Source organism: Selenomonas timonae, from assembly GCF_014250475.1.
GTDB classification, from domain to species: Bacteria; Bacillota; Negativicutes; order Selenomonadales; family Selenomonadaceae; genus Centipeda; species Centipeda timonae.
This window is the reverse complement of record NZ_CP060204.1, coordinates 1,462,541-1,488,031: the sequence shown is the minus strand read 5'-3', so window position 1 is coordinate 1,488,031 and position 25,491 is coordinate 1,462,541. Positions and strand designations below refer to the sequence as shown.

24 protein-coding genes are annotated in these 25,491 nt (G+C 58.1%); all 24 read right to left on the bottom strand.

Annotated elements, in window-relative coordinates:
• Positions 1-60 precede the first annotated feature (60 nt).
• The 24 genes from H1B31_RS07055 to H1B31_RS06940 all read right to left on the bottom strand — a co-directional run bounded on the left by H1B31_RS07055 (position 61) and on the right by H1B31_RS06940 (position 25,280).
• Positions 61-1,365, bottom strand: coding sequence for an ammonia-forming cytochrome c nitrite reductase subunit c552 (locus H1B31_RS07055; protein WP_009656116.1), 1,305 nt, complete (start codon positions 1,363-1,365; stop codon positions 61-63).
• Positions 1,358-1,840, bottom strand: coding sequence for a cytochrome c3 family protein (locus H1B31_RS07050; protein ID WP_006691541.1), 483 nt, complete (start codon positions 1,838-1,840; stop codon positions 1,358-1,360). The genes H1B31_RS07055 and H1B31_RS07050 overlap by 8 nt, the downstream gene beginning before the upstream one ends.
• Positions 1,841-1,866: 26 nt before the next feature.
• Positions 1,867-3,999 carry a cytochrome c biogenesis protein CcsA gene (gene ccsA / locus H1B31_RS07045; protein WP_009656114.1) on the bottom strand — a complete coding sequence of 711 codons (2,133 nt, stop codon included), beginning with the start codon at positions 3,997-3,999 and terminating at the stop codon, positions 1,867-1,869.
• Positions 3,996-4,370 (bottom strand): cytochrome c maturation protein CcmE domain-containing protein, encoded by a 375-nt coding sequence (locus H1B31_RS07040; RefSeq protein WP_006691539.1) that lies wholly within the window; start codon positions 4,368-4,370, stop codon positions 3,996-3,998. The genes ccsA (H1B31_RS07045) and H1B31_RS07040 overlap by 4 nt, the downstream gene beginning before the upstream one ends.
• A complete protein-coding gene (ccsA, locus tag H1B31_RS07035) occupies positions 4,363-4,980 on the bottom strand; it encodes a cytochrome c biogenesis protein CcsA (protein WP_185979813.1) in 618 nt (205 codons plus the stop codon). The genes H1B31_RS07040 and ccsA (H1B31_RS07035) overlap by 8 nt, the downstream gene beginning before the upstream one ends.
• A gap of 13 nt (positions 4,981-4,993) precedes the next feature.
• Positions 4,994-5,650: a heme exporter protein CcmB gene (locus H1B31_RS07030; protein WP_185979812.1), complete on the bottom strand. Its 657-nt coding sequence runs from the start codon at positions 5,648-5,650 to the stop codon at positions 4,994-4,996.
• Positions 5,631-6,248, bottom strand: coding sequence for an ABC transporter ATP-binding protein (locus H1B31_RS07025; protein ID WP_185979811.1), 618 nt, complete (start codon positions 6,246-6,248; stop codon positions 5,631-5,633). The genes H1B31_RS07030 and H1B31_RS07025 overlap by 20 nt, the downstream gene beginning before the upstream one ends.
• A 240-nt stretch (positions 6,249-6,488) precedes the next feature.
• Entirely contained in the window at positions 6,489-7,478 is a 990-nt protein-coding gene (locus tag H1B31_RS07020) for an aldo/keto reductase (RefSeq protein WP_185979810.1), read from the bottom strand.
• 113 nt (positions 7,479-7,591) lie between these two features.
• Entirely contained in the window at positions 7,592-8,743 is a 1,152-nt protein-coding gene (locus H1B31_RS07015) for a mannitol-1-phosphate 5-dehydrogenase (protein ID WP_185979809.1), read from the bottom strand.
• Between the two features lie 12 nt (positions 8,744-8,755).
• Positions 8,756-10,654: a PTS mannitol transporter subunit IICBA gene (locus H1B31_RS07010; protein WP_185981254.1), complete on the bottom strand. Its 1,899-nt coding sequence runs from the start codon at positions 10,652-10,654 to the stop codon at positions 8,756-8,758.
• A 37-nt stretch (positions 10,655-10,691) separates the two neighbouring features.
• Positions 10,692-12,743, bottom strand: a complete 2,052-nt coding sequence (locus H1B31_RS07005; RefSeq protein WP_185979808.1) for a BglG family transcription antiterminator — start codon at positions 12,741-12,743, stop codon at positions 10,692-10,694.
• A 142-nt stretch (positions 12,744-12,885) separates the two neighbouring features.
• A complete protein-coding gene (gene tsaD, locus H1B31_RS07000) occupies positions 12,886-13,908 on the bottom strand; it encodes a tRNA (adenosine(37)-N6)-threonylcarbamoyltransferase complex transferase subunit TsaD (RefSeq protein WP_185979807.1) in 1,023 nt (340 codons plus the stop codon).
• The gene (rimI, locus tag H1B31_RS06995; RefSeq protein WP_185981253.1) at positions 13,871-14,359 is read right to left on the bottom strand and encodes a ribosomal protein S18-alanine N-acetyltransferase; all 489 of its coding nucleotides are present in this window, start codon (positions 14,357-14,359) and stop codon (positions 13,871-13,873) included. Before rimI ends, tsaD begins: the two co-directional genes overlap by 38 nt.
• Complete coding sequence (gene tsaB / locus H1B31_RS06990) at positions 14,356-15,075, bottom strand: tRNA (adenosine(37)-N6)-threonylcarbamoyltransferase complex dimerization subunit type 1 TsaB (protein ID WP_185979806.1); 720 nt, start codon at positions 15,073-15,075, stop codon at positions 14,356-14,358. The genes rimI and tsaB overlap by 4 nt, the downstream gene beginning before the upstream one ends.
• Positions 15,056-15,532 carry a tRNA (adenosine(37)-N6)-threonylcarbamoyltransferase complex ATPase subunit type 1 TsaE gene (tsaE, locus tag H1B31_RS06985; RefSeq protein WP_185979805.1) on the bottom strand — a complete coding sequence of 159 codons (477 nt, stop codon included), beginning with the start codon at positions 15,530-15,532 and terminating at the stop codon, positions 15,056-15,058. Before tsaE ends, tsaB begins: the two co-directional genes overlap by 20 nt.
• Before the next feature lie 108 nt (positions 15,533-15,640).
• Positions 15,641-16,159: a ribosome maturation factor RimM gene (gene rimM, locus H1B31_RS06980; protein ID WP_185979804.1), complete on the bottom strand. Its 519-nt coding sequence runs from the start codon at positions 16,157-16,159 to the stop codon at positions 15,641-15,643.
• Positions 16,131-16,541, bottom strand: a complete 411-nt coding sequence (locus H1B31_RS06975; RefSeq protein ID WP_006691520.1) for a YlqD family protein — start codon at positions 16,539-16,541, stop codon at positions 16,131-16,133. Before H1B31_RS06975 ends, rimM begins: the two co-directional genes overlap by 29 nt.
• 95 nt (positions 16,542-16,636) lie before the next feature.
• Entirely contained in the window at positions 16,637-16,864 is a 228-nt protein-coding gene (locus tag H1B31_RS06970) for a KH domain-containing protein (RefSeq protein WP_006306836.1), read from the bottom strand.
• Between the two features lie 83 nt (positions 16,865-16,947).
• Positions 16,948-17,223 (bottom strand): 30S ribosomal protein S16, encoded by a 276-nt coding sequence (gene rpsP, locus H1B31_RS06965; protein ID WP_185979803.1) that lies wholly within the window; start codon positions 17,221-17,223, stop codon positions 16,948-16,950.
• A gap of 38 nt (positions 17,224-17,261) precedes the next feature.
• The gene (gene ffh / locus H1B31_RS06960) at positions 17,262-18,638 is read right to left on the bottom strand and encodes a signal recognition particle protein (RefSeq protein WP_185979802.1); all 1,377 of its coding nucleotides are present in this window, start codon (positions 18,636-18,638) and stop codon (positions 17,262-17,264) included.
• The gene (gene ylxM, locus H1B31_RS06955) at positions 18,635-19,000 is read right to left on the bottom strand and encodes a YlxM family DNA-binding protein (protein WP_185979801.1); all 366 of its coding nucleotides are present in this window, start codon (positions 18,998-19,000) and stop codon (positions 18,635-18,637) included. Before ylxM ends, ffh begins: the two co-directional genes overlap by 4 nt.
• Before the next feature lie 92 nt (positions 19,001-19,092).
• Positions 19,093-20,538, bottom strand: a complete 1,446-nt coding sequence (locus H1B31_RS06950; RefSeq protein ID WP_185979800.1) for a DUF438 domain-containing protein — start codon at positions 20,536-20,538, stop codon at positions 19,093-19,095.
• 138 nt (positions 20,539-20,676) lie between these two features.
• On the bottom strand, positions 20,677-23,250 hold the full coding sequence (gene clpB / locus H1B31_RS06945; protein ID WP_185979799.1) for an ATP-dependent chaperone ClpB: 2,574 nt from the start codon (positions 23,248-23,250) through the stop codon (positions 20,677-20,679).
• Positions 23,251-23,390: 140 nt separating this feature from the next.
• A complete protein-coding gene (locus tag H1B31_RS06940) occupies positions 23,391-25,280 on the bottom strand; it encodes a glutamine synthetase (RefSeq protein ID WP_185979798.1) in 1,890 nt (629 codons plus the stop codon).
• Positions 25,281-25,491: the final 211 nt, after the last annotated feature.

Genomic DNA, 25,491 nt, shown 5'->3' with positions numbered 1-25,491 from the left:
AACGTAAAAAAGAATCGCCCCAACATGAGGCGATTCTTTTTTGGTCTCGTCGTGCTCCGATCAGAGCGGCTGGAAGCCGTGGCGTGCTCCCTCGGCGGACTCGATTGCCTGATGTGCGAGATCAATCGAAAGCCCAAGGGTACGCATGATCTTGTCGGGGTTATGGAAGCCCATGCCGTTCTCGGCGGCAACCCAATCCCAGTACCACTGTGCTTCGCGAATCTTCGCGCGTGCATCCTCGAGTGCTGCATCGGGTACACCTGCATCCATCGCAGCCTTGACCGTGCGATGTGCGCGTGCGACCGTCTGGCCTGCGATGCGCTGGATCTTGAACGTATTGTCATGAATGGTCTTGACGCGTGCCACGAGGGTCTCCTCGCTCTCGTCATGACACTTCAGACAGGATTCCTTCGTCGTCTTCAAGGGACTCGTCATCCAGTGCGAGGTGTACTTCTTGCCGCCGTCACGCATATAGGGCATGTGGCAGTCCACGCAGGTAACACCGGCATCGGCATGGACACTCGTCGCCCACGTCTCGAACTCCGGATGCTGCGCCTTGAGCATCATCGTCTTGGAGTCGGGGTGCATCCAGTCGCCCTTGAATCCGCCTGCCTGACCGGACTGGTAGTACTGATACTCGGACTCGGCATCCAGACCGTTCTCGTATGGATGTGCGACACGACCATCCTCGGCGGTGAAGTAGTACTCCGTATGGCACTGCGAGCACACATAGGCACGCATATCATTGTGCGTGGCAGCGTTGACATCAACACCACGTCTTGCCATCGACTCGATAAAGCCCTGCTGATAGACGCGCAGCTCCATCGTCTCGGGATCGTGGCAGGTCGAGCAGCCGAACCACTCATCCATCGTGATGGGAGCCGCAACTTCATCAAACGGCTTCGATGCATACGCCCATCCACCTTCTTTGAAGTACACATCATAAACATACGAACCCTTGCACTGTAGACAACTCCCCTTCTGTCCCGGAAGCCTCTTCGTATGCAGGAGATCGTAGCCCGCATACGTATGCCCTCGGTCGTCGTCATACTGGATGGCAAACTTATAGCCCTTAAAGTTCTCAAGCATCTCGGGCTGGTGCTCCAGATGACTGTTGCCCTCCATGCTGCCGCCGTAGCCTGTGGGCGACGGAGATTCCTCATTGTTTTTCATGAACGAGTTGTACTGGAGCGGATAGGCGTCCTTGTACGCCTCTTTGCCGATCTTGGCAGCGGTGTCGCCCTGGATCTGCACGCGTTTGATGCTGTCATCGTTCGGGTGTGCGCCGATGCGAACGGCGACGAATCCAAAGAACAGGGCACAGACGCCGGCAACACCCGCGATGATTTTCTTTCTGTTACTCAACTCTTATCCCCCCTTCTAAAGGATTGGAACCATGCGGCATACCACTGTGACACTTCGTACAGTTTGCATTTCCGTCCTTGCCCCTGTCCAGACATACCGATCCCATGGTCGATGTATGGCAGCGCAGACAGTTGGCATTCACGATATCCCGTCCGTGATCGGAGATCTTGATGTGTACGGGATAGTCGTTCAGTACCTGATGGAGCGTGTCATGCATGCCTGTCTTGCCCTTTTCAAAATAGTAAACGGCAATATTGTCGTGCGGCAGATGGCACTCCACACAGGCGATGTCCGCATGTGTGGACATGGCATGTGTCTTTGCCTCGTGCTGCATGGCATGGCACATACCGCAGAACTTCGGCGATGCCGAGGCCTTGTCCATGAGCATGCCGCCGCCGACGGCGAACAGTCCCACGAGAAACGCACCGATGATACAGCGCAGCGTATGCTCCTTTGCATACTGCTTCAAATTCATGTGTCCTTCCTCCCTTCTATGATTTCTCACTCAGACCGCTTTTCCGATCCACCTCCTTTGACGGGACTTACCACCTGCGTGGCTGCCAGGAGACCACCGACAGTCACAAGAACACAGGCGAGCCAAAGGATGGAGATGCCGGGCTTCGTACTGACCGAGGCGGGAACGGGAAGTGCCGCCTCCTCTGCCACAGAGGGCAGGATCTCGATCCGTATGTCGCGTTCATCCGCCGAGACACCCGTGAGACGAATGCGGAACTTGCCGTTCATCACTTCGATCGGCTGGGATGTCCCCCCCGTCTCCGTCGCAAGGATCGTGGGTGCGGCATCATCGACTTCCTCGCCGTCCGTCAGCGCAATCTGCGCCGTGACGAGGGTCTTGCCGCCGCCCTGCGGCTCAAATGCGATGGATTCGTAGCGGTAAGCATAGTCGTTGATCCCCATAACGGTCTTGCCGCGATGAAGAATCAGCTCGTCACGCTCCGCCGAAGTCGGCGACGGTGCGATATAGAGATCGCCCGCAAGGCTTCTTGCAATTGCAGGCTCACGTGCCGCATCCTCACCGTTTGCACGCAGCTTTGTCACTGCCTCGCACAGACTTCCGTCCACCTCATAGCGGTAGGACTTCTCACTGCCACTCTCGGCAAAGGACTGTCCACGATAGATGATCGTGTGTCCATAGACCTCCTGCGGCTCGTCAGGGATGAGTGTGACCGTCGTTGTCTGACTGCCCGACCCCGAGAGAATAAAGGCGAGCAGCGCAAGTCCCGTGCCAACGTGGGCAACCATCCCGCCCAGACCAATGCGTTGACGGCGAAATGCCTCAATGGCAGCAAGTGCGGCAAGGAGGGCAAAGGTGGAGAGCAGAACCGACGGAATATCCGTGACTCCGACCAGCCCCGCGAGAACGCCGCCGCCCACGGAGATCACGAAGATCCACACAGGCCGTGCGACGCGTCCACTGCCGTAGGGCAGAAGTACGCCGAGTGCCATGAGAAGCGCCAGCGGCACCGCAATCGGCAGCGAGGTACGCACATAGTAACTCGTATCGACCGCCGCACTCTCTCCGAGCAGCCCGGAGATGAGCGGCATGGACATTCCGAAGAATACGATAGCGACGATGAATACGATGAGAAGCATCCCGAGCAGCACGAGGAAGTCTCGGCTGCGGTGCTGCTCGTAGACCGCCCCCTTCGGCAGACGTTCAATCCGAACGATCAGAACGCCGAGCCCGAAGAGCAGGACAGCCGCATTGGCAAGGGCGATGTAGAGGCCGATGTCCGAGCCCGCAAAGGAGTGCACGGAGAAATCACCGAGAATACCGCTGCGCGTGAGGAATGTCCCGTAAAGGACGAATGCGTAGGAGAAGGTTGCCGCAAGATGAACGAGGTAAAACGCCCCGCGCCGCCCACGCGCAACAGAGATCAGATGAAGCAGAACACAGGCGAGCAGCCACGGGACAAGCGAGGAGTTCTCCACGGGATCCCAGCCCCAGTAGCCGCCCCACCCGAGCACCTTGTACGCCCAGTAACCTCCGATGAAGATGCCTGCACCGAGGAATGCCCACGCGATGAGCGTCCAGCGACGCATCGGAGCGAGGAAACTGCCGTCCATCGGTGCCTTTATCATGCTCTCAAGAGAGTAGACGAACGGAACTGCAAGCAGCGCATAGCCCACAAAGATGATCGGCGGATGCACCGCCATCCACGGATCCTGCAGCAGCGGATTCATCCCGTGCCCGTCCATGGCAACAGTCTCTGCGGGAGCAAAGGGGCTCTTAAAGAGGACGAGGAGGACGAGCATCGCGGTGAGTGCGTGGTAGATCGTGCGCCCCGTCGCTGTCATCCGACCCTCGCGTGCAATCAGAACACCGACAATGGCGTGAATCACGAGCCAGAGGAGAAATGAGCCCTGCTGCCCCGCCCAGAATGCGGAGAGCTTATAGAGCAGCGGCAGACTGATGGAGGAGTAACTGATAACGTAGGTGTAGCTGAAATCATCGTTCAGAATAATGACGAAGAGGAACGCCGCTGCACCGAGCGATGCAAGCCCCGCTAGGGCCGCACAGATCCGTCCTTCGGTTGTTTTTCCCTGCGTCTCACAGAACACTGCAGCAAGGGCAAAGAACAGAACCGCACCCAAGAATAACGTTCCGATCATACCTGAACCTTTCCTTTTTCCGCCTCATATTTCGACGGGCATTTGATGAGCAGCTTGTCCGCTGCGAACGCATCGCCCGTATATTTCCCAATCGCGACAACGTGGTACGCTTCATCAAAGTTATCGGGCTTTACACCCTTGTATCGGACGAGCATCGTCTCGCCCGTCTCCTCATCGGAGATGGAGAACACGAACATATTGTTCTCCATGTGCGGCTCGACAGTGTCGTCGGGCAGCCCCTTGACCTGCACATTCCGTTCGGAGGTACGCGCCTCTGCAACACTGACGTAGGGGGTCACGGAGTCCGCAAAGAAGTACCCCGCATATCCGATAAATCCAAGAATCAGTACAACGAAGAAGTATTTACGCATGACGATCCCCCCGTTTCATCAGCCAAACATACATAAGTGTCACATCGACAAGCGCTAATATGAGCGTTCCGAGCATCACCGCATCCATATCGAGCCGCCCTGCACCGTTGAGGACAGGTGACGGATGCAGTGAGAAGAACATCCGCGGCAGGATAAAGACGAGAAACGGCACTGCGATAAAGGAGAAGAGTGCGTAGACCGCCGACGAGGAGGCGCGTGCACGCTCATCCCGCATCGTCATACGGAGTGTCACATAGGCCCCATAGATGAGGAGCAGAACGAAGATTGTCGTCTGTCGCGGATCCCAGTTCCAGTACGCCCCCCATGTAAGCTTTGAGAAGACTGCCCCGCTCCCTGTGGCGAGGAGTGTAAAGACGAGTCCGAGAAAAGCGGATCGTGCACTTTTTGTATCATAGTGAAGATTGCGTGTTTTCAGATAGCGTGCGCCCCAATAGGCGGCACAGAAGAATGCAATGACCGAAACCCACGCACAGGGGATGTGGAAGAATGCAATACGTACATAGTCGCCCAGCCCCTGGGCAGGCGGAACCAAGAAAAAGACAGCGTACAGAACTGCCAGTGTCAAAACACCGATCACTCCCGCAAGCATTTCGCCTCCAAATCTAACTCTCAATCCAGAGAGAATCAAAAAGCATCGACGCCCCTACGGTAAGCGCCATATCGTAAATCATCATACCGCCGAGCAGGATCGACTCCCCCTCCCCCGCCGTGAGCGCAATCGCAGGCAGGAGAATCGGCAACATGGATGGAAGCAGCAGGATGGGAACGAGCCCCCCCCGCACACTCGCATTGGCGGCCACCGCCGCGAGCAGGGTATCTGCAGCCGCCATGCCCCATAGCCCAAGAAACAGTGATCCAACAAACACGGCATCGAGGACAAACGGTGCATCCATCAGGACGAGGGCGAGCGGAACGACAATCGCCGCGAGAACCACAAGCGTAATCAAGTGCGCAGCCATCTTGCCGAAGAGCACCGCCTGTGCCGGAACGTAAATCCGAAGAAACAGGAGTGTCCCCGCTGCTGCTTCCTCCGCAAAGAGACGCTCTCCCTGCAGCGTTGCCGCAAAGAAAATCACAATCCAGAGGAGTGCCGCCGTCAGCCGCGCATCCGTCAGACCGCCCGCGAGCGACATACTCATGAAGGCAATCACGGTCAGCGCGAACATCCCCATCGTCACATAGCCCGCGCGATGGCGAATGCCGTCGAGGAGTTCCTTATAGGCAACTCTGCGCGCCGCCTCAAAGTTCGACACACGCATCCGCCGCCTCCCTTTCCGCGCGATCGTTCGTCGCCCACAGGATGAGCCGCCCGCGCTCCGCCGCTGACCGCACCTCCTGTTGAAGAAGCGATTGACCGCACGCATCGAGCGCAAGCCCCGGCTCATCGAGCAGCCAAATTGCGGCATCGACACCGAGAAGCACGGCTATCCGCACGCGCTGACGCATCCCCGTCGAGAGCTGCCCCACCATACGCGGTAGCACCGCCGGCGGGAGCCCGACGCGCACGAGGAGTTCCTGCAGCTGCGGCTCTCCGCATGGTACGCCGCGCGCACCGAGAAAAAAGGCGAGGTTTTCACGCACGGTAAGGCGCGCATAGAGCTCCATCTCCGGCGTTGCCATCGCGAGCATCGAACGGTATGCTGCGCCCTTGACGGGTGTACCGTCCCGAAACGTGTCAACGCTCCCGGACGTCGGGATGAGCAGACGTGCTGCCAGACGCAGAAGCGTCGATTTCCCACTGCCGTTTGCCCCGGCAATCGCTGTCACGCGACCACTATGAAAGGAAGCTGTCACATGATGCAGGACATCACGCCCCTCAAAGCACTGACAGATATCACACATACGAATTTCAACCATAGGCTATTCCTTCCATAATTCTGATTTATTTTACCACAGGTCTGAAAGAAAAATGAAATACATCTTTTTCATTATTTTTTTCTATAGCTGTAGACTATTTCAAACTTGAATATCGTTCATGTCGACTGATAATTAGGCATGTACGAAGCGGTCGGAACTTCATCGTGAAATTCCGACCGCTTCTTCATTATTTTTTCAGTATATATAAAATTTATCACTATACAGTGATATTTATCACAACTATTTTCGCATGACACCAAAAACAGCCGACATTGGAATTGACTCCAAACGTGCATCAATCGCAGCAACTTCCTCAGACGTGAGTGCGATGTCCGCAGCCCCCGCATTCTCTATGAGGCGTGCGCGTTTTCGTGTCCCCGGAATCGACACGATATACGGCTTCTTGCAGAGCATCCACGCGAGCGCAATCTGCCCGCTCGTTGCGTCCTTCTTCTCCGCGAGATCGCGCAGGAGTGTGAGCATGGATTGATTCTCCTCCATCGCCGCCGCGGTGAACTGCGGCATATTCGCGCGCATATCCCCCGCCTCGAAGGTCGAGGACTTATCGTATGCACCCGTAAGCACGCCATTCGCAAACGGAGAGAACGCGACAAAGCCAATGTTCCGTTCCTCAAGCACAGGAAAGAGCGATTCATATGCACGCGCCATCATGGAGTAGCGGTTCTGCACTGCCGTGAGCGGACAGACGGCGTGTGCACGGCGAATGTCCTCCTCCGTCGCCTCGGAGATGCCCCAGTGACGAATCTTTCCTGCCTGCATGAGCTCCCCCATCACACCCGCGACCTCCTCGGCAGGGATGTGCGGGTCAACGCGGTGCTGATAGTAGAGATCAATATAGTCCGTCCGAAGCCGTTGGAGAGATGCGTCCACCGAGCGGCGGATCGTCTCAGGGCGCGCATTGGGGACAATCGGGCTTTTGCCCTCCTTTAGGAGGCTCATATCGAAGTGAATGCCGAACTTCGTCGCAAGGACGACCTTGTCCCGATACGGCGCGAGCGCTGCGCCCACAAGCTTTTCGTTATCGTGTGGATCGTCAGGCGTGCCGTACACCTCCGCCGTATCGAAATGTGTGATACCCATATCCACGGCGGCGGCAATCAGCTCCCGCATCTCCTTCTTGTCGGCAGGTGCACCGTAGCTCTGACTCATGCCCATACATCCGAGCCCGATGGACGAAACTGTGAGATTTCCAATTTTACGGTAGTTCATATAAATCCTCCCTCTGTCTGTCGAGAAAACATATGCAAGTCCTTCATCTGATTATATCATAAAAAGAATGACGGCACACAATGTACCGTCATTCCTTTGAAATGCTGTTCTATTTACTTCTTCAGTTCCGCATTCTTCGCGAGAATAAGATCGAAGAGCTCCGTGCCCGCAGGAATCTCTGTGAAGTGCGTAATTGCTTTCTCAAGCCCATGTTCCTTCACGTAGTTCTGCACCTCGACCGCCTCGGGATCGTCGGCGTAGTCGAAGCGGAGGGCAGCAGCGATGACCGTTGCCAGCGCCTCGGGCTTTTTGCCGCGCTCGATGAGCTGCGATGCAGGAGAGACGAGGCGATCCTTTGCACCGAGCTTGCGCTTCGGCCCACGCGCAACGCGCGTCACGGCATCGGAGAGGTGCGGATTCTTGAACCGCTCCTCCGCCGTGCGGATGTATGCCGCGTGCTTTTCGCGGTCAAAGCCGTATTTCTCGATGAGCAGTTCGCTCGTCTCCGCCCAGACGCGGCGGACGAAGGAGACAATCTCCTCGTCCTGCATCGCGGCGGCAATGTCCTCGATGCCCTTCAAATACGCCATGTAGGCGATGGAGGCATGCCCCGTGTTGACGGAGAAGAGCTTGCGCTCGATGTAGGCTTCGAGGTTGTCCACCCACGTCAGCCCCTCGATCTGCGGCTCTGCGCCAACCACACCCGTGCGGTCGACATCCCATTCGCAGAACGGCTCGACCTTCACGAGCAGGGGATCCTCATTGTGCTGAATCGGCACGATGCGGTCAACGGCAGCGTCGGGGAAACCGATGCAGCGGTCAACCTTTGCCTTCACATCGTCCGCGAGATGCTCGTAGACAAAGTTCTTGAGAACGGTCGATCCGCCGACCATGTTCTCACACGCGATGATATTCAGAGGCGCTTCGTTCTTCTTGACGCGGCGCGCAAGCCCCTTTGCGATGTTCGGTGCAATAAACTTCAAGATGTTTGGTCCGATGGCGGTGGTCACGATATCTGCTGTGACAAATGCATCCAGCAGCTCCTCAAGGTTCATGTTGCTGTTGATCGCCTTGACATGCTCCACATGGATGGTCTTCGGCTCATTGCCTACGACTTCGATGTGATAGGCATGGCGCGCATTGATCTCGTCAACCAGTGTCTCCGCAACATCGACAAATGTAACCTCATAGCCCGAACGCACGAGGAGTTCCCCGATAAAGCCGCGGCCGATATTGCCGCCGCCGAAATGAATTGCCTGTTTCATGACAAGTTCCTTTCAGTCCGCCTTTGTAAAGACTTCATAGAGTTCCTCGGCGCTCTTTGTCTTGAACAGCTCTTCCAGCTGCTCATCCGTGTAGTCGCCGACCATGGTCGCAATGTTCGCGAGGATGGCGAGATGGTCGTTACCGACGCCCGCGATGCCGATGACGAGATGTGCCGTCTCATCGCCAAACTTTACACCCTCGGGGTACTGGCAGACGACAATGCCCGTCTTCTTGATCGTGTCCTTGACGGCGTTCTCACCGTGCGGGATGGCAATGCCCTTGCCGATGTAGGTGGAGAGATCCTGCTCGCGGTTGAGCATGCCCTGCACATAGCCCTCATCAACGTAGCCGCTTGCAACAAGCATCTTGCCCGCTGCTGTGATTGCCTCCTCGCGGCTGACCGTGGCAAGTCCGACCTTGACGTTTTCCTTCAGCAGGACACCTGCGCCGACCGTCTCGGTCGCCTCCGCCTCTGCATCCGATGCGGGCGCGCCTGCCTCCACAGCCGCCTCCTTGAGACGCATGGTGACGATCTCATAGACATTGTTCTGCGTGAAGTCACGCACCCAGATATGCTCCGCCTGCGGGGAGTCTGCAAGCGCACGCTCCGCGAGTTTCTCATGCGAGATGACGAGCTGTGCCTCGGACGGGATTGCGCCGATCGCGCAGTTCGTGACAGAGATGTCTGTGTAGCCGTCCTTCTTGAGTTTCTTGCGGAGTGCCGCAGCACCGAGCGCGGAGGAGCCCATGCCCGCGTCGCAGGCGTAGACGATGACCTTCAGATCCTTGCCCGCAACCTTCTTCTCTGTGGGGAGATCCTTGCCACGATTCTTCATGTCGCTCATGCTCTCGCGCGCCGACTCGAGCGACTCATCCTCGACATCCTTCGACATCTTGATAAAGACAGATGCAACCGCGCAGGATACCGCCGTTGCAACGGCAAACGCCGAGAGGTTTGCAAAGAGCGCCGAGCCGTTCGGCGTCATGGCGATGATCGCAAAGATCGAACCCGGTGAGGATGGTGCAATCAGACCGCCGCCGAGGAGACCAAGCGTGAAGACCCCGGACATACCGCCCGCAATCGCAGCGATGATGAGCACGGGCTTCATGAGGATGTACGGGAAATAGATTTCGTGAATACCGCCGAGAACGTGGATGATCATTGCGCCCGGCGAGGACGACTTCGCCATGCCCTTACCAAAGAGCCAGTAAGCAAGCAGAATACCGAAACCAGGGCCCGGGTTCGCCTCGAGCAGGAAGAACATGGACTTGCCGTATTCCTGCGCCTGCTGAATGCCGAGCGGGCTGAGTACACCGTGGTTGAGCGCGTTGTTGAGGAAGAGCACCTTTGCCGGCTCGATGATGATGGACGCGAGCGGCAGAAGCCCCATCGCAACGATTCCCTCCACGCCACTGCGCAGGATGTCGTTCGCACCGCCGACCACGGGGCCGACAACGGCGTAGGCAATCATCGCGAGGATGCCGCCGAGAATACCGAGCGAGAAGTTGTTGACCAACATCTCAAAGCCGCCCGGAATGCTGTCGCGGACGGCATCGTCAAACTTCTTGATGATATACCCGCCCAGAGGTCCCATAATCATCGCACCGAGGAACATCGGGATGTCCGAGCCTGCGATGATACCCGATGTGGCAATCGCCGCCATGACACCGCCGCGATGTCCGTAGATCGCTGCGCCGCCGCTGTAGCCAATGAGCAGAGGAATCAGCCACTTGCTCATCGGTCCGCCGACCTGCGCGAGGTATTCGTTCGGCATCCACCCCGTCGGGATGAACAGCGCCGTCAGAAAGCCCCATGCAATAAATGCGCCGATGTTCGGCATCACCATTCCGGACAGGAAGCGGCCAAACTTCTGCATGGCCTCCTGTGCCCCTCCACCTTGTTTACCCATCATAATCCCCCTTCTAAAAGAGACCTCTAAAAATTATCTACAAGAGCTCTTCCAATCTTTCATGGAAATGCTCTTCAAAAACGTATTCCAGTGCACGGCGTATCTCATCTGCGTCCCCATACGCGAGGATATCTTTGAAGCTCGGCCGCTCCGCAGTCTGCGCCGAGATCGTCCCAAGGAGCTGCTTTGCCGCTGCCGTCTCTGTCGGAGCAAGCATGACGAGTGCCGTACGTACTGCGTCCGCACCGTAGGGAAGCGGCTGCGCGAGACGAAGAACGCCGAACAAAGGCATGCGCAGCGCAGCTGCCTCTGTGTGAAGCAAAATCATCTGCGGCGCGACCCATGTGGGCGCAATTTCCTCACGTCGGAGAAGTGCCGCTGCAATATCAGCCGCCCCCTCCGATACAAGGAGCTGCGCCGCCGCATCTGCCAGCTGCGGTAGTGTGTGCACCCGTATATCCGCACGCAGTCGAAATCCCTTAAGCAGCTCATAAATCGCACCGCTCAGGCAATGAATCTCTGCCATCGCCTCGCTGAACTGCGGCTTTTCCTGCATCTCAATGGCAGACTGCGGCACACAGGAAGCAAGTACAGCGTCGATCCGTGCCCGATCGGATGCGGTCAGAAACGCACTTGCGACAACGACGGGCACGGGAAGAGGCGGGAGCGGAACGGTCGATACAACGAAGTCCACGGCGCGGCGTGTGATCTCCTGCGCCGTGAGCGCGAGGGAGGAGAGCTCCCCTACCACGCGGATGCGCTCGTAGGCGCGGCGGATGCGGCTTGCGAGCAGACGGCTCGTCCCAAGTCCCGTAGGGCACGCGACGAGCACGCGCACAACGGGGCGATCCCCGCCCGCCTCCGTCAGTGCTGCGCCGATATGAATGGCAATGTACGCAATCTCATCGGCGGGAAGCGGTGCCCCGACCTCCTCCTCCATCATACGCGTGGAGTACCGCGCGAGCTCCATGAGTTCCGGATGCTCCGCCTCCATCTGTGCGAGCAGAGGATTGCGAATATCCATGTGGAGTTTCAGCCGATGCAGTGCTGGAGCGAGGTGATTCACCAGACCCGAGAGCAGTGTACGGCTTCTGATGAGTGGCGCGCCGCTCTTTTCGGAGGCGAGACGCATGATCGACTGCGCAATCTGTACGAGGCGGAAGTTATCCACCCGCCCTGCCCCTGCAGGAAGAGCCATACCACGCGCACCGAGGAGGTGCATCGTGATGTAGCCGATCTCAGCCTCGGGGACGGAGAGGGAAAATACTTTGCCCAACTGTGCCGCAATCATGCGCGCTGCCGCGAATTCCTCCGTGCGGCGCAGCTCTCCGAGCGTCCCCGCATCCATCACAATCGCATCGTGCTGCTGCATGCGCCGCACGGCAAGCGCGAGATGTACGACCAACCCGACGCGCGCGGTATCAGGGATATCCCTCCCGTGCGTCTCCTTGGCAACGATATCATCAATCGTCCGTATCTGTGCCCCGTCAACGAGACCGAGCAGAGCACGGTCCGCTGCTGATGCTGCTCCCTCCACACCGTCGTCGGCGACGAGTGCGAGCAGCTCCTTTTCATCCATACAGTCGTGAATGATGCGGACGAGTGCACTGCGGATGTCCCGCTCCGCCCCCTCGACGTAAACCCCGAGTCCGGGACGGCGTACGAGCGTAATTCCCTGCTCCGCCAGAAACGGCTGAAGCCGATCGAGGTCGTGACTGACGGTGCTGTCCGTCACGTCCAGAATGCGTGCCAATGCAAAGAGTTTGATCGGCTCGTCTGCCATGAGGAGACGCGTCACGAGAATCGAACGCCGCTGATCAGGGGTCAACTCCCCGCGTACATTTACCTTGGAGATCTGCGTCCTTAGCCGCGTCAGATCTGCCTTATCCCCCGTCAGCATAAAGCCCGCACCCGTGCGCCTGAGAAGTGTGATGCCGTACGGCATCAGTGCCATCTCGAGCCCGTGCATCTCACGCGTAATGGTGCGTGCACTGACATCGAGGGCAGAGGCGATGCGCTCGGCGGGTACATAGCCGTCTGCTGCGAGGAGAGCGGACAGAATCGCCCGCATACGTGCCGTCAGCTCCATCTGCCCGCCTCCTTTCGACCGTTGACATTTTTATTATAACGAACGACGTTCATACTTGCAATGAAAAGACCTTGCCCTTTGTCATGAGGACTTATGGACAAATAAAAAGAGCCGATGCATCACACATCAGCCCAATATTGTTTTACTGAAAATCCAGTCCCGGGACGGCGTTCAGATAGAGGTCACTGTACTTCCCTGCCGTCGCCTGATACGCACCGCGACAGGCAATCATGGCAGCGTTATCCGTGCAGAGGCGCAGCGGCGGATAAAGATAGCGGATGCCCTCCGCCGTTGCCGCCATCCGCAGACGTGTCTCAAGGGACTTATTCGCCGCAACACCGCCCGCGAGGACAAGGGTATCGCGCCCCGCTTCGTGAATCGCCTCGAATGCCTTATGCACGAGCACCTCGACGACGGCAGACTGGAACGAGGCGGCGATGTCCGCCTTGTTCAGTTCATGCCCCTTCATCTGCTCGCTGTTTATGTAGTTCAGCACGGCGGATTTCAGCCCGCTGAAGCTGAATTCGTAATTTCCCTCCCGTGCAAGTGCACGCGGGAAGTCGATCGCGGTGGGGTTGCCCTCGCGGGCGAGCTTGTCGATCTCGGGGCCGCCGGGGTACGGCAGCCCCATCACACGCGCCCCCTTGTCGAACGCCTCGCCCGCCGCATCATCGCGCGTCCTGCCCATCTGGCGGAACGTCTCGTAGTCCGCGACATCGACGAGTGCCGTATGCCCGCCCGAGACGACGAGTGCCATAAAGGGCGGCGTGAGTTCCTCGGCCGCAAGGAAGTTCGCAAAGATATGCCCCTCGAGGTGATTGACCCCGATGAGCGGCACACCGAGGGAGAATGCGAGCGACTTCGCCGCCGACACGCCGACGAGGAGAGCCCCGACGAGACCTGGTCCGTAGGTGACGGCGATCTGGTCGATCTCTGCGAGCTCTGTCCCCGCCTCCGCAAGTGCCTGCTCGACGACGGGCAGAATGCTCAAAATGTGGTTGCGTGAGGCGATTTCGGGCACAACGCCGCCGTATTTCTGATGAATCGGAATCTGCGTCGCGATCACACACGAGAGGAGTTCGCGTGTCCCGCGCAGCACTGCCGCCGAGGTCTCGTCGCAGCTCGTCTCAATCCCGAGCGTCAGTTTCTCCTGCACATCTTTCATTTACAAATTCCTTCAATTTCGTATGCCACATCAGGATCGCGTCCTCGTCATTGTCCTGATAGTATTTCTTGCGTACACCGATTGCCGTAAAGCCCAGCCCCTCATAGAGACGCAGTGCGGGCGTATTCGACGGGCGCACCTCAAGTGTCATACGCTCCGCACCACGTGCCGCCGCCGCACACATCAGCCGCGTCATGAGAACTTTGCCAAGCCCCCTGCCGCGCTGTGCGGAGGTCAGCGCGATATTCGTCACCTGTGCCTCCTCGAACGAGATCCAACAGCCGCCAAAGCCGATGATCTCCGCATCCTCGAGCGCAACGATATAGCAGGCAAAGTCATTCGAAGCCTCACGCCAGAAGTCCTCACGCGACCACGGCGTCGGGAAGCTCTCACGCTCGACGGCAGCCACGCCCTCCGCGTCCTCGGGCAAGAGTTCACGAAAGTGAATCACTGTGCCGCCCCCGTGCCATGCCGCTTCTCCCACAGCACCTCCGCCTCACTGCGGCGAAGATAGAGGGGTGCAGCAGTCACGGGATCGTCCATCTCCCCGCGTGCAAGCCGCGTGAGTGCCGCGAGACCCACACATGCGGCACGCGGCATGCGCGCATGAATCGGAGCAAGGCGCACATTTGCCGGAAGTGTGAGCGTCGTTTTCTTCTGCATGGCATCGCCGAGCAGAATCACAGGCTGCTCCGCGTTCTCCAAGCCCGCGATGACCTCCGTCAGAGGAAGAATCGCAAGGGGACGAATCTCTTGCAATTTCAGCGCATCGCCATCCATACGCCACACGAATTCCTGCGCATAGACATTTCCCTTCTGTGCGTCCATCATGGGAACGAGGCGCACACCCTCACAGATATAGTGATGGGCAAGCGCCTCGAGTGTCGGTACTGCGATGAGGGGAATGTGCAGGGCGTATGCCATCATCTTTGCCGACGCAAGTCCGATGCGCAGCCCCGTGAACGAGCCGGGGCCGATGCTGACGGCGATTCCCTCAAGTTCAGATTTTTCCACACGCGCCATACGGAGTGCCATCTCGATGTGCGGCATCAGCGTCTCCGAGTGCGTCAGTGCTCCCTGCATGCTGATCTCTGCCGCAACGCGCTCCACCGACAGAACGGCAACGCTCGAGACCTGCGAGGAGGTATCAATGCTCAGGATTGACAATATCGCTCAACTCCTCCAAGAGAGCCGTGCTCAGCTCCCCTTCGGCGGCAAAGGTGAACTGCCGCTCCTCTCCGTCCAGTGCCGCGATGTTCACCTGGACGCGATCCTCGGGCATCGCATCGGGAAATTTCTCCGCCCACTCGATCAGAACAATGCCCTCCGTCGCTTCAACGTACTCATAGAATCCGATGTCCTCCAGCTCCTCCTCGGATTCGATGCGATAGAGGTCAAAATGCACAATGGGACATGCCGCCTCGTAGATGTTCATGATGTTGAACGTTGGGCTCGTCACGTCGCTCTCCACGCCGAGCGTCCGCGCAAGCGCACGCACAAAGAGCGTCTTTCCCACCCCAAGCTCCCCGTCGAGGCAGATGACTGTTCCCTCGTGGATGATTTTACCGATCGTTCCCGCTAGATGCGCAGTCTCCTCGGGAGAGTGCGTGATACAGGTGAGCATATTCTGACCCCTTATGAATAAAAGAAATAGAAACTTTTGATACATTATAACATGAGACGCGATTTTCCGCAAAGAAAAAGCGGAGGGAGAGATGTTCTCCCCGTCCGCCTACTGTGGGAATCGTACCGTCATGCGTCCGCCCGGCACATCAATCTCGCCTACAACCGAACGCAGTGCAGGGATGAGAATTTCGCGCCCATCCTCACTGCGCACGACATAGACATCGTTGCTGCCCGTACGAAGAACATTCTCGACCGTGCCGAGCTCATTGTTCTCCTCATCGTACACCGTCAGCCCCACGATATCAAAGACGTAGTACTCGCCCTCATCGAGCGGTGCCGCGTCTGCGCGTGCGACCGTGAGCAGCCGCCCCGTAAGTTTCTGTGCGTCCTCGCGGACAGCGTACTCACGGAAACGCATGAGAAAGTTCTTCCCCTGCGGCTTGACGCTCTCGATGTGCAGCAGCTCATCGCCGACCATAACCTCGCGCAGCGCAGAAAAACGCTCGGGAAAGTCCGTCAGCGGGATGATGCGCAGCTCGCCACGAATCCCGTGCGCCGCGCCGACGCGCCCAATGACGATGCGCTCATTGCTTGCATCAGGAACGGATGGCGACAATCTTGTCATCCTCCACCAGAATCTCGACGTTCATGAGTTCGCGCATATCGTCGCCGACCTTCGCCTTAACCAGACGCTCAAGCGTGCCCTGCACGATTTCCGCACCCTCGACGAACTTCTGCAGCTCCTCGCGGTGTGCCGTCGTCTCCTCGATGTAGTCGAGGCGGCGCTGACGCTCCTGCCGAATTGCATTGATGTGCTGAATCGCCTGCGGCGTCAGCTCGCCCTGCTCCGCCTCCTGCATGACGCGCTTCTCCTGGATGCCGAGCTGCTGCACCTCAAGCTCTGCGCGGCTGAGACCTTCCTCCATCTCCTTGAGCATCTTTGCGCGCAGCTTCTCCGTCAGCTTTGCCTTGACGGTGACAGGCACCTTCATTGTGATTGTATCCACTCTGTATTTCTCCTATTGCAACAAATATGCAAAAACGGCGACCGTCCGAGACGCACGCCGTTTCGAGGGACTGCCGAAAGGCTCCCTCACGGGGCTTAGCCGATCTCGACCGTTGCCCTCTTATTCTCCTTCGTCGCAGCAGCCTTGACAACACTGCGCAGCGCTTTTGCGATGCGCCCCTGCTTGCCGATGACCTTACCCATGTCATCCTCTGCCACACGAAGTCTCAATATGATCTCCTGATCATCCTGCGTTTCGTCAACGACGACAGCTTCCGGATGATCGACCAAGGATTTTGCGATAACCTCGACTATCTCTTTCACGCCGGTCGTCTCTCCTCATCGCAATACGCACGCCGCGAGAGATCACCGAGTTGGTGGAGTCCCCCGCGCACGCACTGTATTTGTCAGTCCTTCTGACGCTTTACCTCGGCGAATTTCGCCATCGTACCGTTCTTGCTCAGGAGGTTCCTGACCGTGTCGGTAGGCTGTGCGCCCTTCTTCATCCAGTCGATTGCCTTCTCCTCGTCAATGCTGACGACAGCGGGCTGCTTCGACGGATCGTAGTTTCCAAGGATTTCGATGAATCGACCGTCACGCGGTGCACGCGAGTCGGCGACCACAATGCGATAAAAGGGATTCTTCTTCGCACCCATGCGGTTCAAACGAATCTTGACTGCCATAATTTCACCACCTTTCGTTGTGTGTTATTTACTGTGTATTATTTGAAGAATGGCATCTTCGGAAGCCCCATGCCGCCGAGTGACGGCATGGAGGGCATTCCGCCCTTGCCCTTCATCTTCTTCATTTTCTTCATCATCTTGCGCATCTCGCCAAACTGCTTGAGCAGCTTGTTCACATCCTGCACGCGTGTTCCGCTGCCCGCAGCGATGCGCTTGCGGCGGCTGCCGTTAATGATCGTGATGTCCGCACGCTCCTTCGGTGTCATCGCACGGATGATTGCCTCAAGCTGACGCATCTCCTTGCCGTCGAGATCAAACTCCTGATCGCCGAGCTTCTTCTTGAGATTGCCCATCCCCGGAATCATGCCGAGGATGCTGCTTAGCGATCCGAGCTTCTTCACCTGCTGCAACTGATCCAGGAAGTCGTCGAGTGTGAAGTCGTTCTTGCGGAGCTTCGCCTCCATCTTCTTCGCGTTTTCGAGGTCGAAGTTCTCCTGTGCCTTCTCCACGAGGGAGAGCACGTCCCCCATGCCGAGGATGCGCGAGGCCATACGGTCGGGGTGGAACACCTCAAGCGGTTCAAGCTTCTCGCCCATGCCGACGAACTTCACGGGGCAGCCCGTGACTGCCTTGATCGAAAGCGCAGCACCGCCGCGTGCGTCGCCGTCCAGCTTCGTCATGATGACGCCATCCAGCCCGAGCGACTCGTCAAAAGACTGCGCGACGTTGACCGCTTCCTGTCCCGTCATTGCGTCCACAACAAGCAGGATCTCGTGCGGCTTTACCGCCGCCTTGATATCGCGCAGCTCCTGCATGAGCGTTTCGTCGATCTGCAAACGTCCCGCCGTGTCGATGATGACGACATCGTTCGCGTGCGATGCCGAATGACCGATCGCGGCGCGTGCAATGGCGACGGCATCCTCCTGCCCCTGCGAGAACACGGGCACTTCGACCTTTTCACCGATCACTTCGAGCTGCTTGATCGCAGCGGGACGATAGATGTCGTCCGCGACGAGCAACGGGCGTTTCCCCTGCTTCTTGAGCATGAGCGCAAGTTTGCCTGCCGATGTAGTCTTACCCGAACCTTGGAGGCCGACGAGCATGATGACGGTCGGCGGGTTCGGACTGATGCTCAGACGGCTCTCCGTCCCGCCCATCAGCGCGGTCAGTTCCTCGTCAACGATCTTGATGACCGCCTGTGCCGCCGTGAGTGTGTCGAGCACCTCCTGCCCGACGGCACGCTCCTTCACGCGTTTGACGAAGTCCTTGACGACCTTGAAGTTGACATCTGCTTCGAGGAGTGCCATCCGCACCTCGCGCATGGCATCGCTCACATCGTCCTCGGTCAGCTTGCCATGTCCACGCAGCTTCTTGAAGATCCCCTGCAGTCGATCGGACAGATTCTCAAAGATCATTCTCCCACCTCCTTCGTATCATCCTGTGATGTGTATTGTTCCAGTTCGTCCGCGATGCGCCGCACATCAGCACACGCAATCGGTTCTCTGAGTGCACGCAGCTCCGCACAGATCGCAGTAAGTGCGTGCTCCTGCGCCTGTTGACGCGCGAGGAGTCCGAGTGTCTCCTCCATCTCCGTGAGCGCACGCTCTGCGCGGCGAATATTGTCATGCGCCGCCTGCCGCGTGATACCCAGCTCCTCGCCGATCTCAGCGAGGGAAAAGTCCTCTGCAATGTGCAGACGCAGACACTCACGCTGCTTTCCCGTAAGAAGTCCTCCATAGAGGTCATACAGCCGTGCGAGCTCGTAAAGTCGCTCCATGCACATCACCTGTTTCTAAACACTGTTGGAATTATAGCGGCAAACGAAAAGTCTGTCAAGTATTTTTCTTGACAGGCTTTTCGTTTTATCTCTTAGCGACGGAATTTTTCCAGCGGCTCTGCGTGGTCGGTCACAAACTCGACCGTGCCGATGTACGTGCCCGACTTATCGTACATTGCCTGATAGTGCACGCGAATCGGACGCTCGCGGATGTAGCGGTGCACGATCATCTGCGTGCGCTTCTTCGCCTTGAAGTCCGCAATTAGATTCCGCACGACGGGGATGATCTCGGGCGGGTGGCAGTTCATCACGTCGCGCCCGAGTGCGGACAGCGGACGCGTGAACACCTGCCCCTCGTTTGTGAAGAAGCGGACGACATCATCCTTGTCGATGAACGTGATGTCCACGGGCAGCAGCTGAAGGATCGTCGTCAGCTGCTCCATCGACAGCTCGCCCGTCGGGAACTGGAGCTTCCCTCCCACCTGAGACTGTGCGAGACGCGCTGCCTCCTGATCGAGCCACGGCTGCGCCTCTGCCCACGCAGGGATGGGAACGCCGAACGAGATACCCATGTCCGGCAGATCGTGATAGCAGCGATACCATTCCATCTGCGTGAAATAGCGCAGGCTGAGTGGGAAGAGAATCTTCTCTTCCTTGAAGATCATCTCGCGGATGCGCTGCGTGAGTGCACGGATCCGCGCCTCATACATGGGCAGCGTCTCTTCATCCGCCTTGAGCGCCTTGATAATCATCGCGAGCTCGCGCTTCATCTCATCGTCGATGCCCCACATGACCTGCGAGGGTCCTGTGACACCGTAATCGTAGAGAAGCGGCATCAGCAGCTCTTCCTTCTTGATGTAGTGGGAGCGCACATCGCCGAGCGCAAGAATGTGTTGGAACATGACATCCGTCCGCTTTGCGCCGTCCAGCTCAGCCTCAATCGTGTCGAGCAGGGTCTCGAGTGCCGCATTCTCCGCGCGCAGGATCGTAAGCGGATGTGCCTCGGGCAGTGCGTCAATATCATCAGGGTTCACCGATGCTGCCTGCGCATGTATCTCATCATGTGAGAGCGCACCCGGCGGCGGCTCGCTCGCCACACCGTGAAAGAGCGCCGAATGCACGTCACAGAGGCGCTGCACCTCACTGACGGGCATTCCTTCCTTGATGAGGGTCTGCTCTGCCGTCATGATTTCCTGCGCGTCAACGTGGCTGAACTCCTGTACGAAGTCCGCACGAACGGAGTCGAGATCCTCGCCGCTCGACAGGCGTTCGATGAAGTTCCGAATGCGTCCCTGCCGCGACTGTGCATCATCGCTGATCACCTGATATCCGCGCTCCTCAAATGCCGCAATCACCTTCGCGAGGTCGATGCCCTTCACCGCCGCGCCGCGCGGAATCGTCATGATGCGCCCCATCACGTTCAGCGCAACGGGGTTTGTAATCTCCTTAAAGCCGATCTCCGCCATAATCTCACTGACTTCGGGATTCTCCTCCACCAATTCGGCGACCGTCTTTTTCAGATCCAGTATCTTCTCCATCGTCAAAGCTCCTTTATATATCAAATGCTCTTTGTCATCTCTGTGTGATGATTATAACGCAGGTCGGTGAAGAAAGGCTGTAACCTTTGGTACGAAACAAAGAAAAAGACTGCCCCGAAAAGAGCAGTCTCAAGATATTCAGAGGGTCTTAAACGTAAACTCCGTCCCGTCATAGCCAAGCTCCACGACATCACCGCCGCGCACATCACCCGCGATGATCTTCTTCGAGAGGGCGGTCTCGACCGTGTGCGTGAGCAGACGACGGAGCGGACGCGCACCGAAGTCGGGGTCGAAGCCTTCCTCCGCGAGTGCCGCAAGCGCCGCATCATCCCATGTGAGCTGGATGTCCGCCTGCCGCTCAAGACGCTTGCTGAGTGCCGCGAGCATAATCGCTGCGATGTGCTTCACGTCGTCCTTGCTGAGTGCCTTGAACACAATCGTATCATCCACGCGGTTCAGGAACTCGGGGCGGAAATACTCACGCAGAAGTGCACGCACCGCCTGCTCCGCCTCCGCATAGTCCTTACTCAGAATCTCATGCGAACCGAGGTTGCTCGTCATGATGATGACCGTGTTCTTGAAGTTCACGACGCGCCCCTTGCCGTCCGTCAGACGCCCGTCGTCGAGGATCTGAAGCAGTACGTTGAACACGTCGCGATGCGCCTTCTCGATCTCGTCGAGCAGGATGACGCTGTACGGGCGGCGGCGCACCGCCTCCGTGAGCTGTCCGCCCTCATCGTAGCCGACGTAGCCCGGAGGCGCGCCGATGAGACGCGAGACGCTGTGCTTCTCCATATACTCGCTCATGTCGATGCGGATCATGCTTCGCTCATCGTCAAAGAGGGACTCGGCAAGCGTCTTTGCAAGCTCGGTCTTGCCCACACCCGTTGGGCCGAGGAAGATAAACGAGCCGATCGGACGGTTCGGATCCTTGATGCCCGCACGTGCACGCAGGATCGCCTCGCTGACCGCCGTTACCGCCTCGTCCTGACCGACGACGCGCTCGTGCAGCACCTCCTCGAGGCGGAGCAGCTTCTCGCGCTCGCCCGTCATCATCTTCGTCACGGGAATCCCCGTCCAGCGGCTGACAACACGCGCGATGTCCTCCTCGCCGACCTCCTCCTTGAGCATGCGCTCGCCCTCGGACTGTGCGGCAATCGCCGCCTCCTCGTCCGCGAGCTTCTTCTCCAGCTCCGGCATCTTGCCGTATTTCAGCTCCGAAGCGCGCGCGAGGTTCTGGGCACGCTCCGCCGCCTCCATCTCGCCGCGCAGTTCGTCCATCTCCTTCTTGATGGCACGCACGCGCAGGATCGCCTGGGTTTCACTCTCCCATTTTGCTTGGAGTTTCGCTTCCTCGGTGTGGAGCTGCTCCTTCTCCGCAACAAGAGCGGCGAGTTTTTCCTTCGATGCCGCGTCCGTCTCCTTTTTCAGCGCCTCCTCCTCTATGTCGAGCTGGAGGATCTTGCGCCGAATCTCATCGAGCGGTGCGGGCATGGACTCGATCTCCGTGCGCAGCTTTGCCGCCGCCTCATCGACGAGGTCGATCGCCTTGTCCGGCAGGAAACGGTCGGAGATATAACGGTCGGAGAGTGTCGCCGCTGCCACGAGTGCCGCATCGCGGATGCGTACGCCGTGGTGCACCTCGTAGCGTTCCTTCAATCCGCGCAGAATGGAAATTGTATCCTCCACGCTTGGCTCACCGACCATGACCGGCTGGAATCGGCGTTCGAGTGCCGTATCCTTCTCGATGTACTTGCGGTACTCGTTCAGCGTCGTTGCACCAATGCAGCGCAGTTCACCGCGCGCGAGGAGCGGCTTCAGCAGGTTGCCTGCATCCATCGCACCCTCGGCCGCACCCGCGCCGACAACCGTATGCACCTCGTCAATAAAGAGCAGTATCTGCCCCTCGGACTTTGCAATCTCGTTCAGTACACCCTTGAGACGTTCCTCGAACTCACCGCGGAACTTCGCGCCCGCGACCAGTGCGCCCATGTCGAGCGAGTAGAGCGTCTTGTTCTTCAGCGACTCGGGCACACCCCCCGCCACGATACGGCGGGCAAGCCCCCCCACAATCGCCGTCTTGCCGCCGCCCCGCTCACCGATGAGCACCGGGCTGTTCTTCGTACGGCGTGAGAGAATTTCAATCGAGCGGCGGATCTCCTCATCGCGTCCGATCACGGGGTCGAGCTTGTTCGCACGTGCCGCCGCTGTCAGATCGCGCCCGTATTTCTCGAGCGACTGGTACCCCTCCTCGGGGTTGTCGCTCGTGACGTTCTGCTTGCGATGTTTCTGGATCGCATCCTGCACGGCGCTCTTCGTCAGGCCAAACTCGTGCGCGATTCGCTGTACCTCGTCGCTCCCGTCCGTGACGAGTGCGAGCAGGAGATGCTCCGTCGAGACGTACTCGTCCTTCATCGACTTCGCCAGTTCCTCGGCGCGCCCGAGCACGCGCACCATATCCATCCCCATGCCGAGACGATTCGTCCCACGCACACTCGGGATGGCTGCAAGCTCCTTCTCAAGTCGAGCCTTGAGCATCGGCAGGTCGACATTACAGACCTCGAAGATCGTCGCGAGCAGCCCCTCCGCCTCCTTTGCAAGTGCGAGCAGCACGTGTGCCGAGGTGATTTCCTGATGATAGCGCATTGCCGCTATCTGCTGCGCCGACTGGATTGCAGCAAGCGTCCGCGCTGTGTATTTATCCTGTTCCATATCTATACCCTCCACAGTTCATTTCATGTTTATGTCTCCATTATAACAGATAAAGTCAAAAAGTCAAATATAATTTTTGATTTTTTGACTTTTATTTTTCAAAAGAAGCTCCGCCGAATTTTCGACAGAGCCTCTTACGGTCAGATCATATTCTTTTTATAGCATTCGTAGAGCCCCTTGAGCTCCTCCATCTTCGCATACATCTCAAGCTGCAGCGCGGATGCCGTTGGGTAGTCGCCCTCATTCAGGGCCTTGATGAGCAGGGTGAAGAGTGCCTTGTCGTCGATCGTGTCCTTTGCGAGATAGATGCGCAGATCGTGGATCTTGTTCCACATATAGGCATCCTGATCGGTGACGAAATCGCTCTTGATCTCCGTCATGCGGCGGACGAGCTTGCGGTTCTCGGGGATGATGCGGCTGATGAGCTCGATCTTCCAGCGCAGGAGCGCGCCCGTGCGGAACGAGTCGATGATCTGCGGGCGGAGCGTATTGCCCGCCGTGAGCACCGCTACCTTCTCGGGGTAGAGGTCGAAGCCGAGCATGTTCTCCCAGACTGTCGCGGGCGGCTTGCCAAAGCGTGCGTCTCGCTCTTCTGCCGTATAGTACTCGAAGACATCCTCCTCGCTCCGATAGGCACGGTCGGTCTCGAGGTAGAAGCCCTTCTCGCCCGGCTGCTTCGAGAGCTCACCGAGAAGCTGTGCCGTCGTGCGTCCCGCCGTATGGCGAATGCCGTCGAGAATCGCAAGGTAGGCGGCGGCGATGACGAGATAGGTGTTGGAGTACGGATTCGTTGCGCGCAGCTCGAATCGCGTTGCAAGAGGGCTCTTCAGATCGCGGATGAGGCTCACGAGCACCGTGCGGTTGCGCGACGGGATTGCGGGCGTCGTGCCGAACGAGGTGACGACGCAGACAGGCGCCTCAAAGCCCGGCTTCAGACGGTTGAATGCATCATTCGTCGCAGAGACGAACGGATTGATCGCCTCGTAGTTCTTGAGGAGCCCCATAAGCGCACCGTAGCCGACGGCATTCATATAGTCCGCGTTCTGATCATCGGCGGCAAAGAGGCTGTGGCGCTTGCCGTCCTTTGTGATCGCCGCGAGGCTGAGATGCGTGTGCTCTCCGTTGCCCGCAAGCCCGATGAGCGGCTTCGCCTTGAAGTTGACCTCGAGCCCGTAGAGGCGGAAGATCTCGCGGACGAAGGTACGGACGAAGAGCTCGTTGTCCGCCGCCTGCACGGCGTTGTCAAACTGCCAGTCGATCTCGATCTGCTCGCAGACGTGTGTCATGCGGCCGCTCTCGTCGATCTGCGCCTTGAGTCCGCCGACCTCCTTGTGCCCCATCTCCATGTGGAAGCCGTATTTGTCGAGCTGGATGAGGCAGTCCTCGAGCGCCGTACGCACAGCGCCGTGCGTGCGCTCCCAATACTGCTCGTTCATCACCTGCGAGGCGGACATCTCCTCGATGGATGCATTGTCATCGAGCGGCGTCTTGACCCAGAACTCGAGCTCCGTCGCCGACGTGAACGCAATGTCCACGATGTCCGCTCCGTTCAGGCTCGGCGAACCCGAGATCTCCGGATTTGCGTGGAAGAAATCGAGCAGCTCCTGCTTGACATAGGCGAGTGTATCCACAAGCGCGGCACGCGAGTCGACGCGCTTTTCCTCGTGAATGATAAAGGATGGGATGCGCAGCGTCCCGATGGGCAGCCCCGTCTCCTCGTCCGAGCTCTCGGGGTCATAGTCCACGAACCAGTTGACCGCAGGATCGATCGGAAGATCCACCTTCGCGTTGTTGATCGTTGCAATCTTCGGCAGGACGACAGAGGAGCCATCCGTCTGCACGGCTGTTCCGTTGTAGAATTTCTCAATGTCCTCAATAAAAATCCGCACGGGGATCTTCTCATCTGTATCGTTGCCCGCCATATCGATCCCCACGAGCGAGACGAAGCGCACCTCTAGATGTGCCTTGAGCTGACGAATGACCTCCTCGCGCGGCGTATTGGCAGGAATTTTATAGAGAAGCTCGTTCATATTGCGTACCATCCTTTTCCTAAAAGAAAGCCGAACAGATTCCCTGTCCGCACGGAAAAATCCACGCGCCCATCTTACCATTTTTCGGAGGGGATTGTAAAGGTATCTATGGGATGTATTCACGAGGTTAATCCTATGTGCATTGACGGAAAATTACCAGAACGATAGAATGTCGGCATGGACTTCATTTTATCAGCAATTTCTTAAGGAG

What these genes read in the sequence shown, in the direction of transcription:
- H1B31_RS07050 (WP_006691541.1), bottom strand. Translation starts at nt 1,840, where the DNA reads ATGAATTTGAAGCAGTATGCAAAGGAGCATACGCTGCGCTGTATCATC.
- ccsA (WP_009656114.1), bottom strand. Translation starts at nt 3,999, where the DNA reads ATGATCGGAACGTTATTCTTGGGTGCGGTTCTGTTCTTTGCCCTTGCT.
- H1B31_RS07040 (WP_006691539.1), bottom strand. Translation starts at nt 4,370, where the DNA reads ATGCGTAAATACTTCTTCGTTGTACTGATTCTTGGATTTATCGGATAT.
- ccsA (WP_185979813.1), bottom strand. Translation starts at nt 4,980, where the DNA reads ATGCTTGCGGGAGTGATCGGTGTTTTGACACTGGCAGTTCTGTACGCT.
- H1B31_RS07030 (WP_185979812.1), bottom strand. Translation starts at nt 5,650, where the DNA reads ATGCGTGTGTCGAACTTTGAGGCGGCGCGCAGAGTTGCCTATAAGGAA.
- H1B31_RS07025 (WP_185979811.1), bottom strand. Translation starts at nt 6,248, where the DNA reads ATGGTTGAAATTCGTATGTGTGATATCTGTCAGTGCTTTGAGGGGCGT.
- H1B31_RS07020 (WP_185979810.1), bottom strand. Translation starts at nt 7,478, where the DNA reads ATGAACTACCGTAAAATTGGAAATCTCACAGTTTCGTCCATCGGGCTC.
- H1B31_RS07015 (WP_185979809.1), bottom strand. Translation starts at nt 8,743, where the DNA reads ATGAAACAGGCAATTCATTTCGGCGGCGGCAATATCGGCCGCGGCTTT.
- H1B31_RS07010 (WP_185981254.1), bottom strand. Translation starts at nt 10,654, where the DNA reads ATGGGTAAACAAGGTGGAGGGGCACAGGAGGCCATGCAGAAGTTTGGC.
- H1B31_RS07005 (WP_185979808.1), bottom strand. Translation starts at nt 12,743, where the DNA reads ATGGAGCTGACGGCACGTATGCGGGCGATTCTGTCCGCTCTCCTCGCA.
- tsaD (WP_185979807.1), bottom strand. Translation starts at nt 13,908, where the DNA reads ATGAAAGATGTGCAGGAGAAACTGACGCTCGGGATTGAGACGAGCTGC.
- tsaE (WP_185979805.1), bottom strand. Translation starts at nt 15,532, where the DNA reads ATGCTCACCTGTATCACGCACTCTCCCGAGGAGACTGCGCATCTAGCG.
- rimM (WP_185979804.1), bottom strand. Translation starts at nt 16,159, where the DNA reads ATGACAAGATTGTCGCCATCCGTTCCTGATGCAAGCAATGAGCGCATC.
- rpsP (WP_185979803.1), bottom strand. Translation starts at nt 17,223, where the DNA reads ATGGCAGTCAAGATTCGTTTGAACCGCATGGGTGCGAAGAAGAATCCC.
- ffh (WP_185979802.1), bottom strand. Translation starts at nt 18,638, where the DNA reads ATGATCTTTGAGAATCTGTCCGATCGACTGCAGGGGATCTTCAAGAAG.
- ylxM (WP_185979801.1), bottom strand. Translation starts at nt 19,000, where the DNA reads ATGGAGCGACTTTACGAGCTCGCACGGCTGTATGACCTCTATGGAGGA.
- H1B31_RS06950 (WP_185979800.1), bottom strand. Translation starts at nt 20,538, where the DNA reads ATGGAGAAGATACTGGATCTGAAAAAGACGGTCGCCGAATTGGTGGAG.
- clpB (WP_185979799.1), bottom strand. Translation starts at nt 23,250, where the DNA reads ATGGAACAGGATAAATACACAGCGCGGACGCTTGCTGCAATCCAGTCG.
- H1B31_RS06940 (WP_185979798.1), bottom strand. Translation starts at nt 25,280, where the DNA reads ATGAACGAGCTTCTCTATAAAATTCCTGCCAATACGCCGCGCGAGGAG.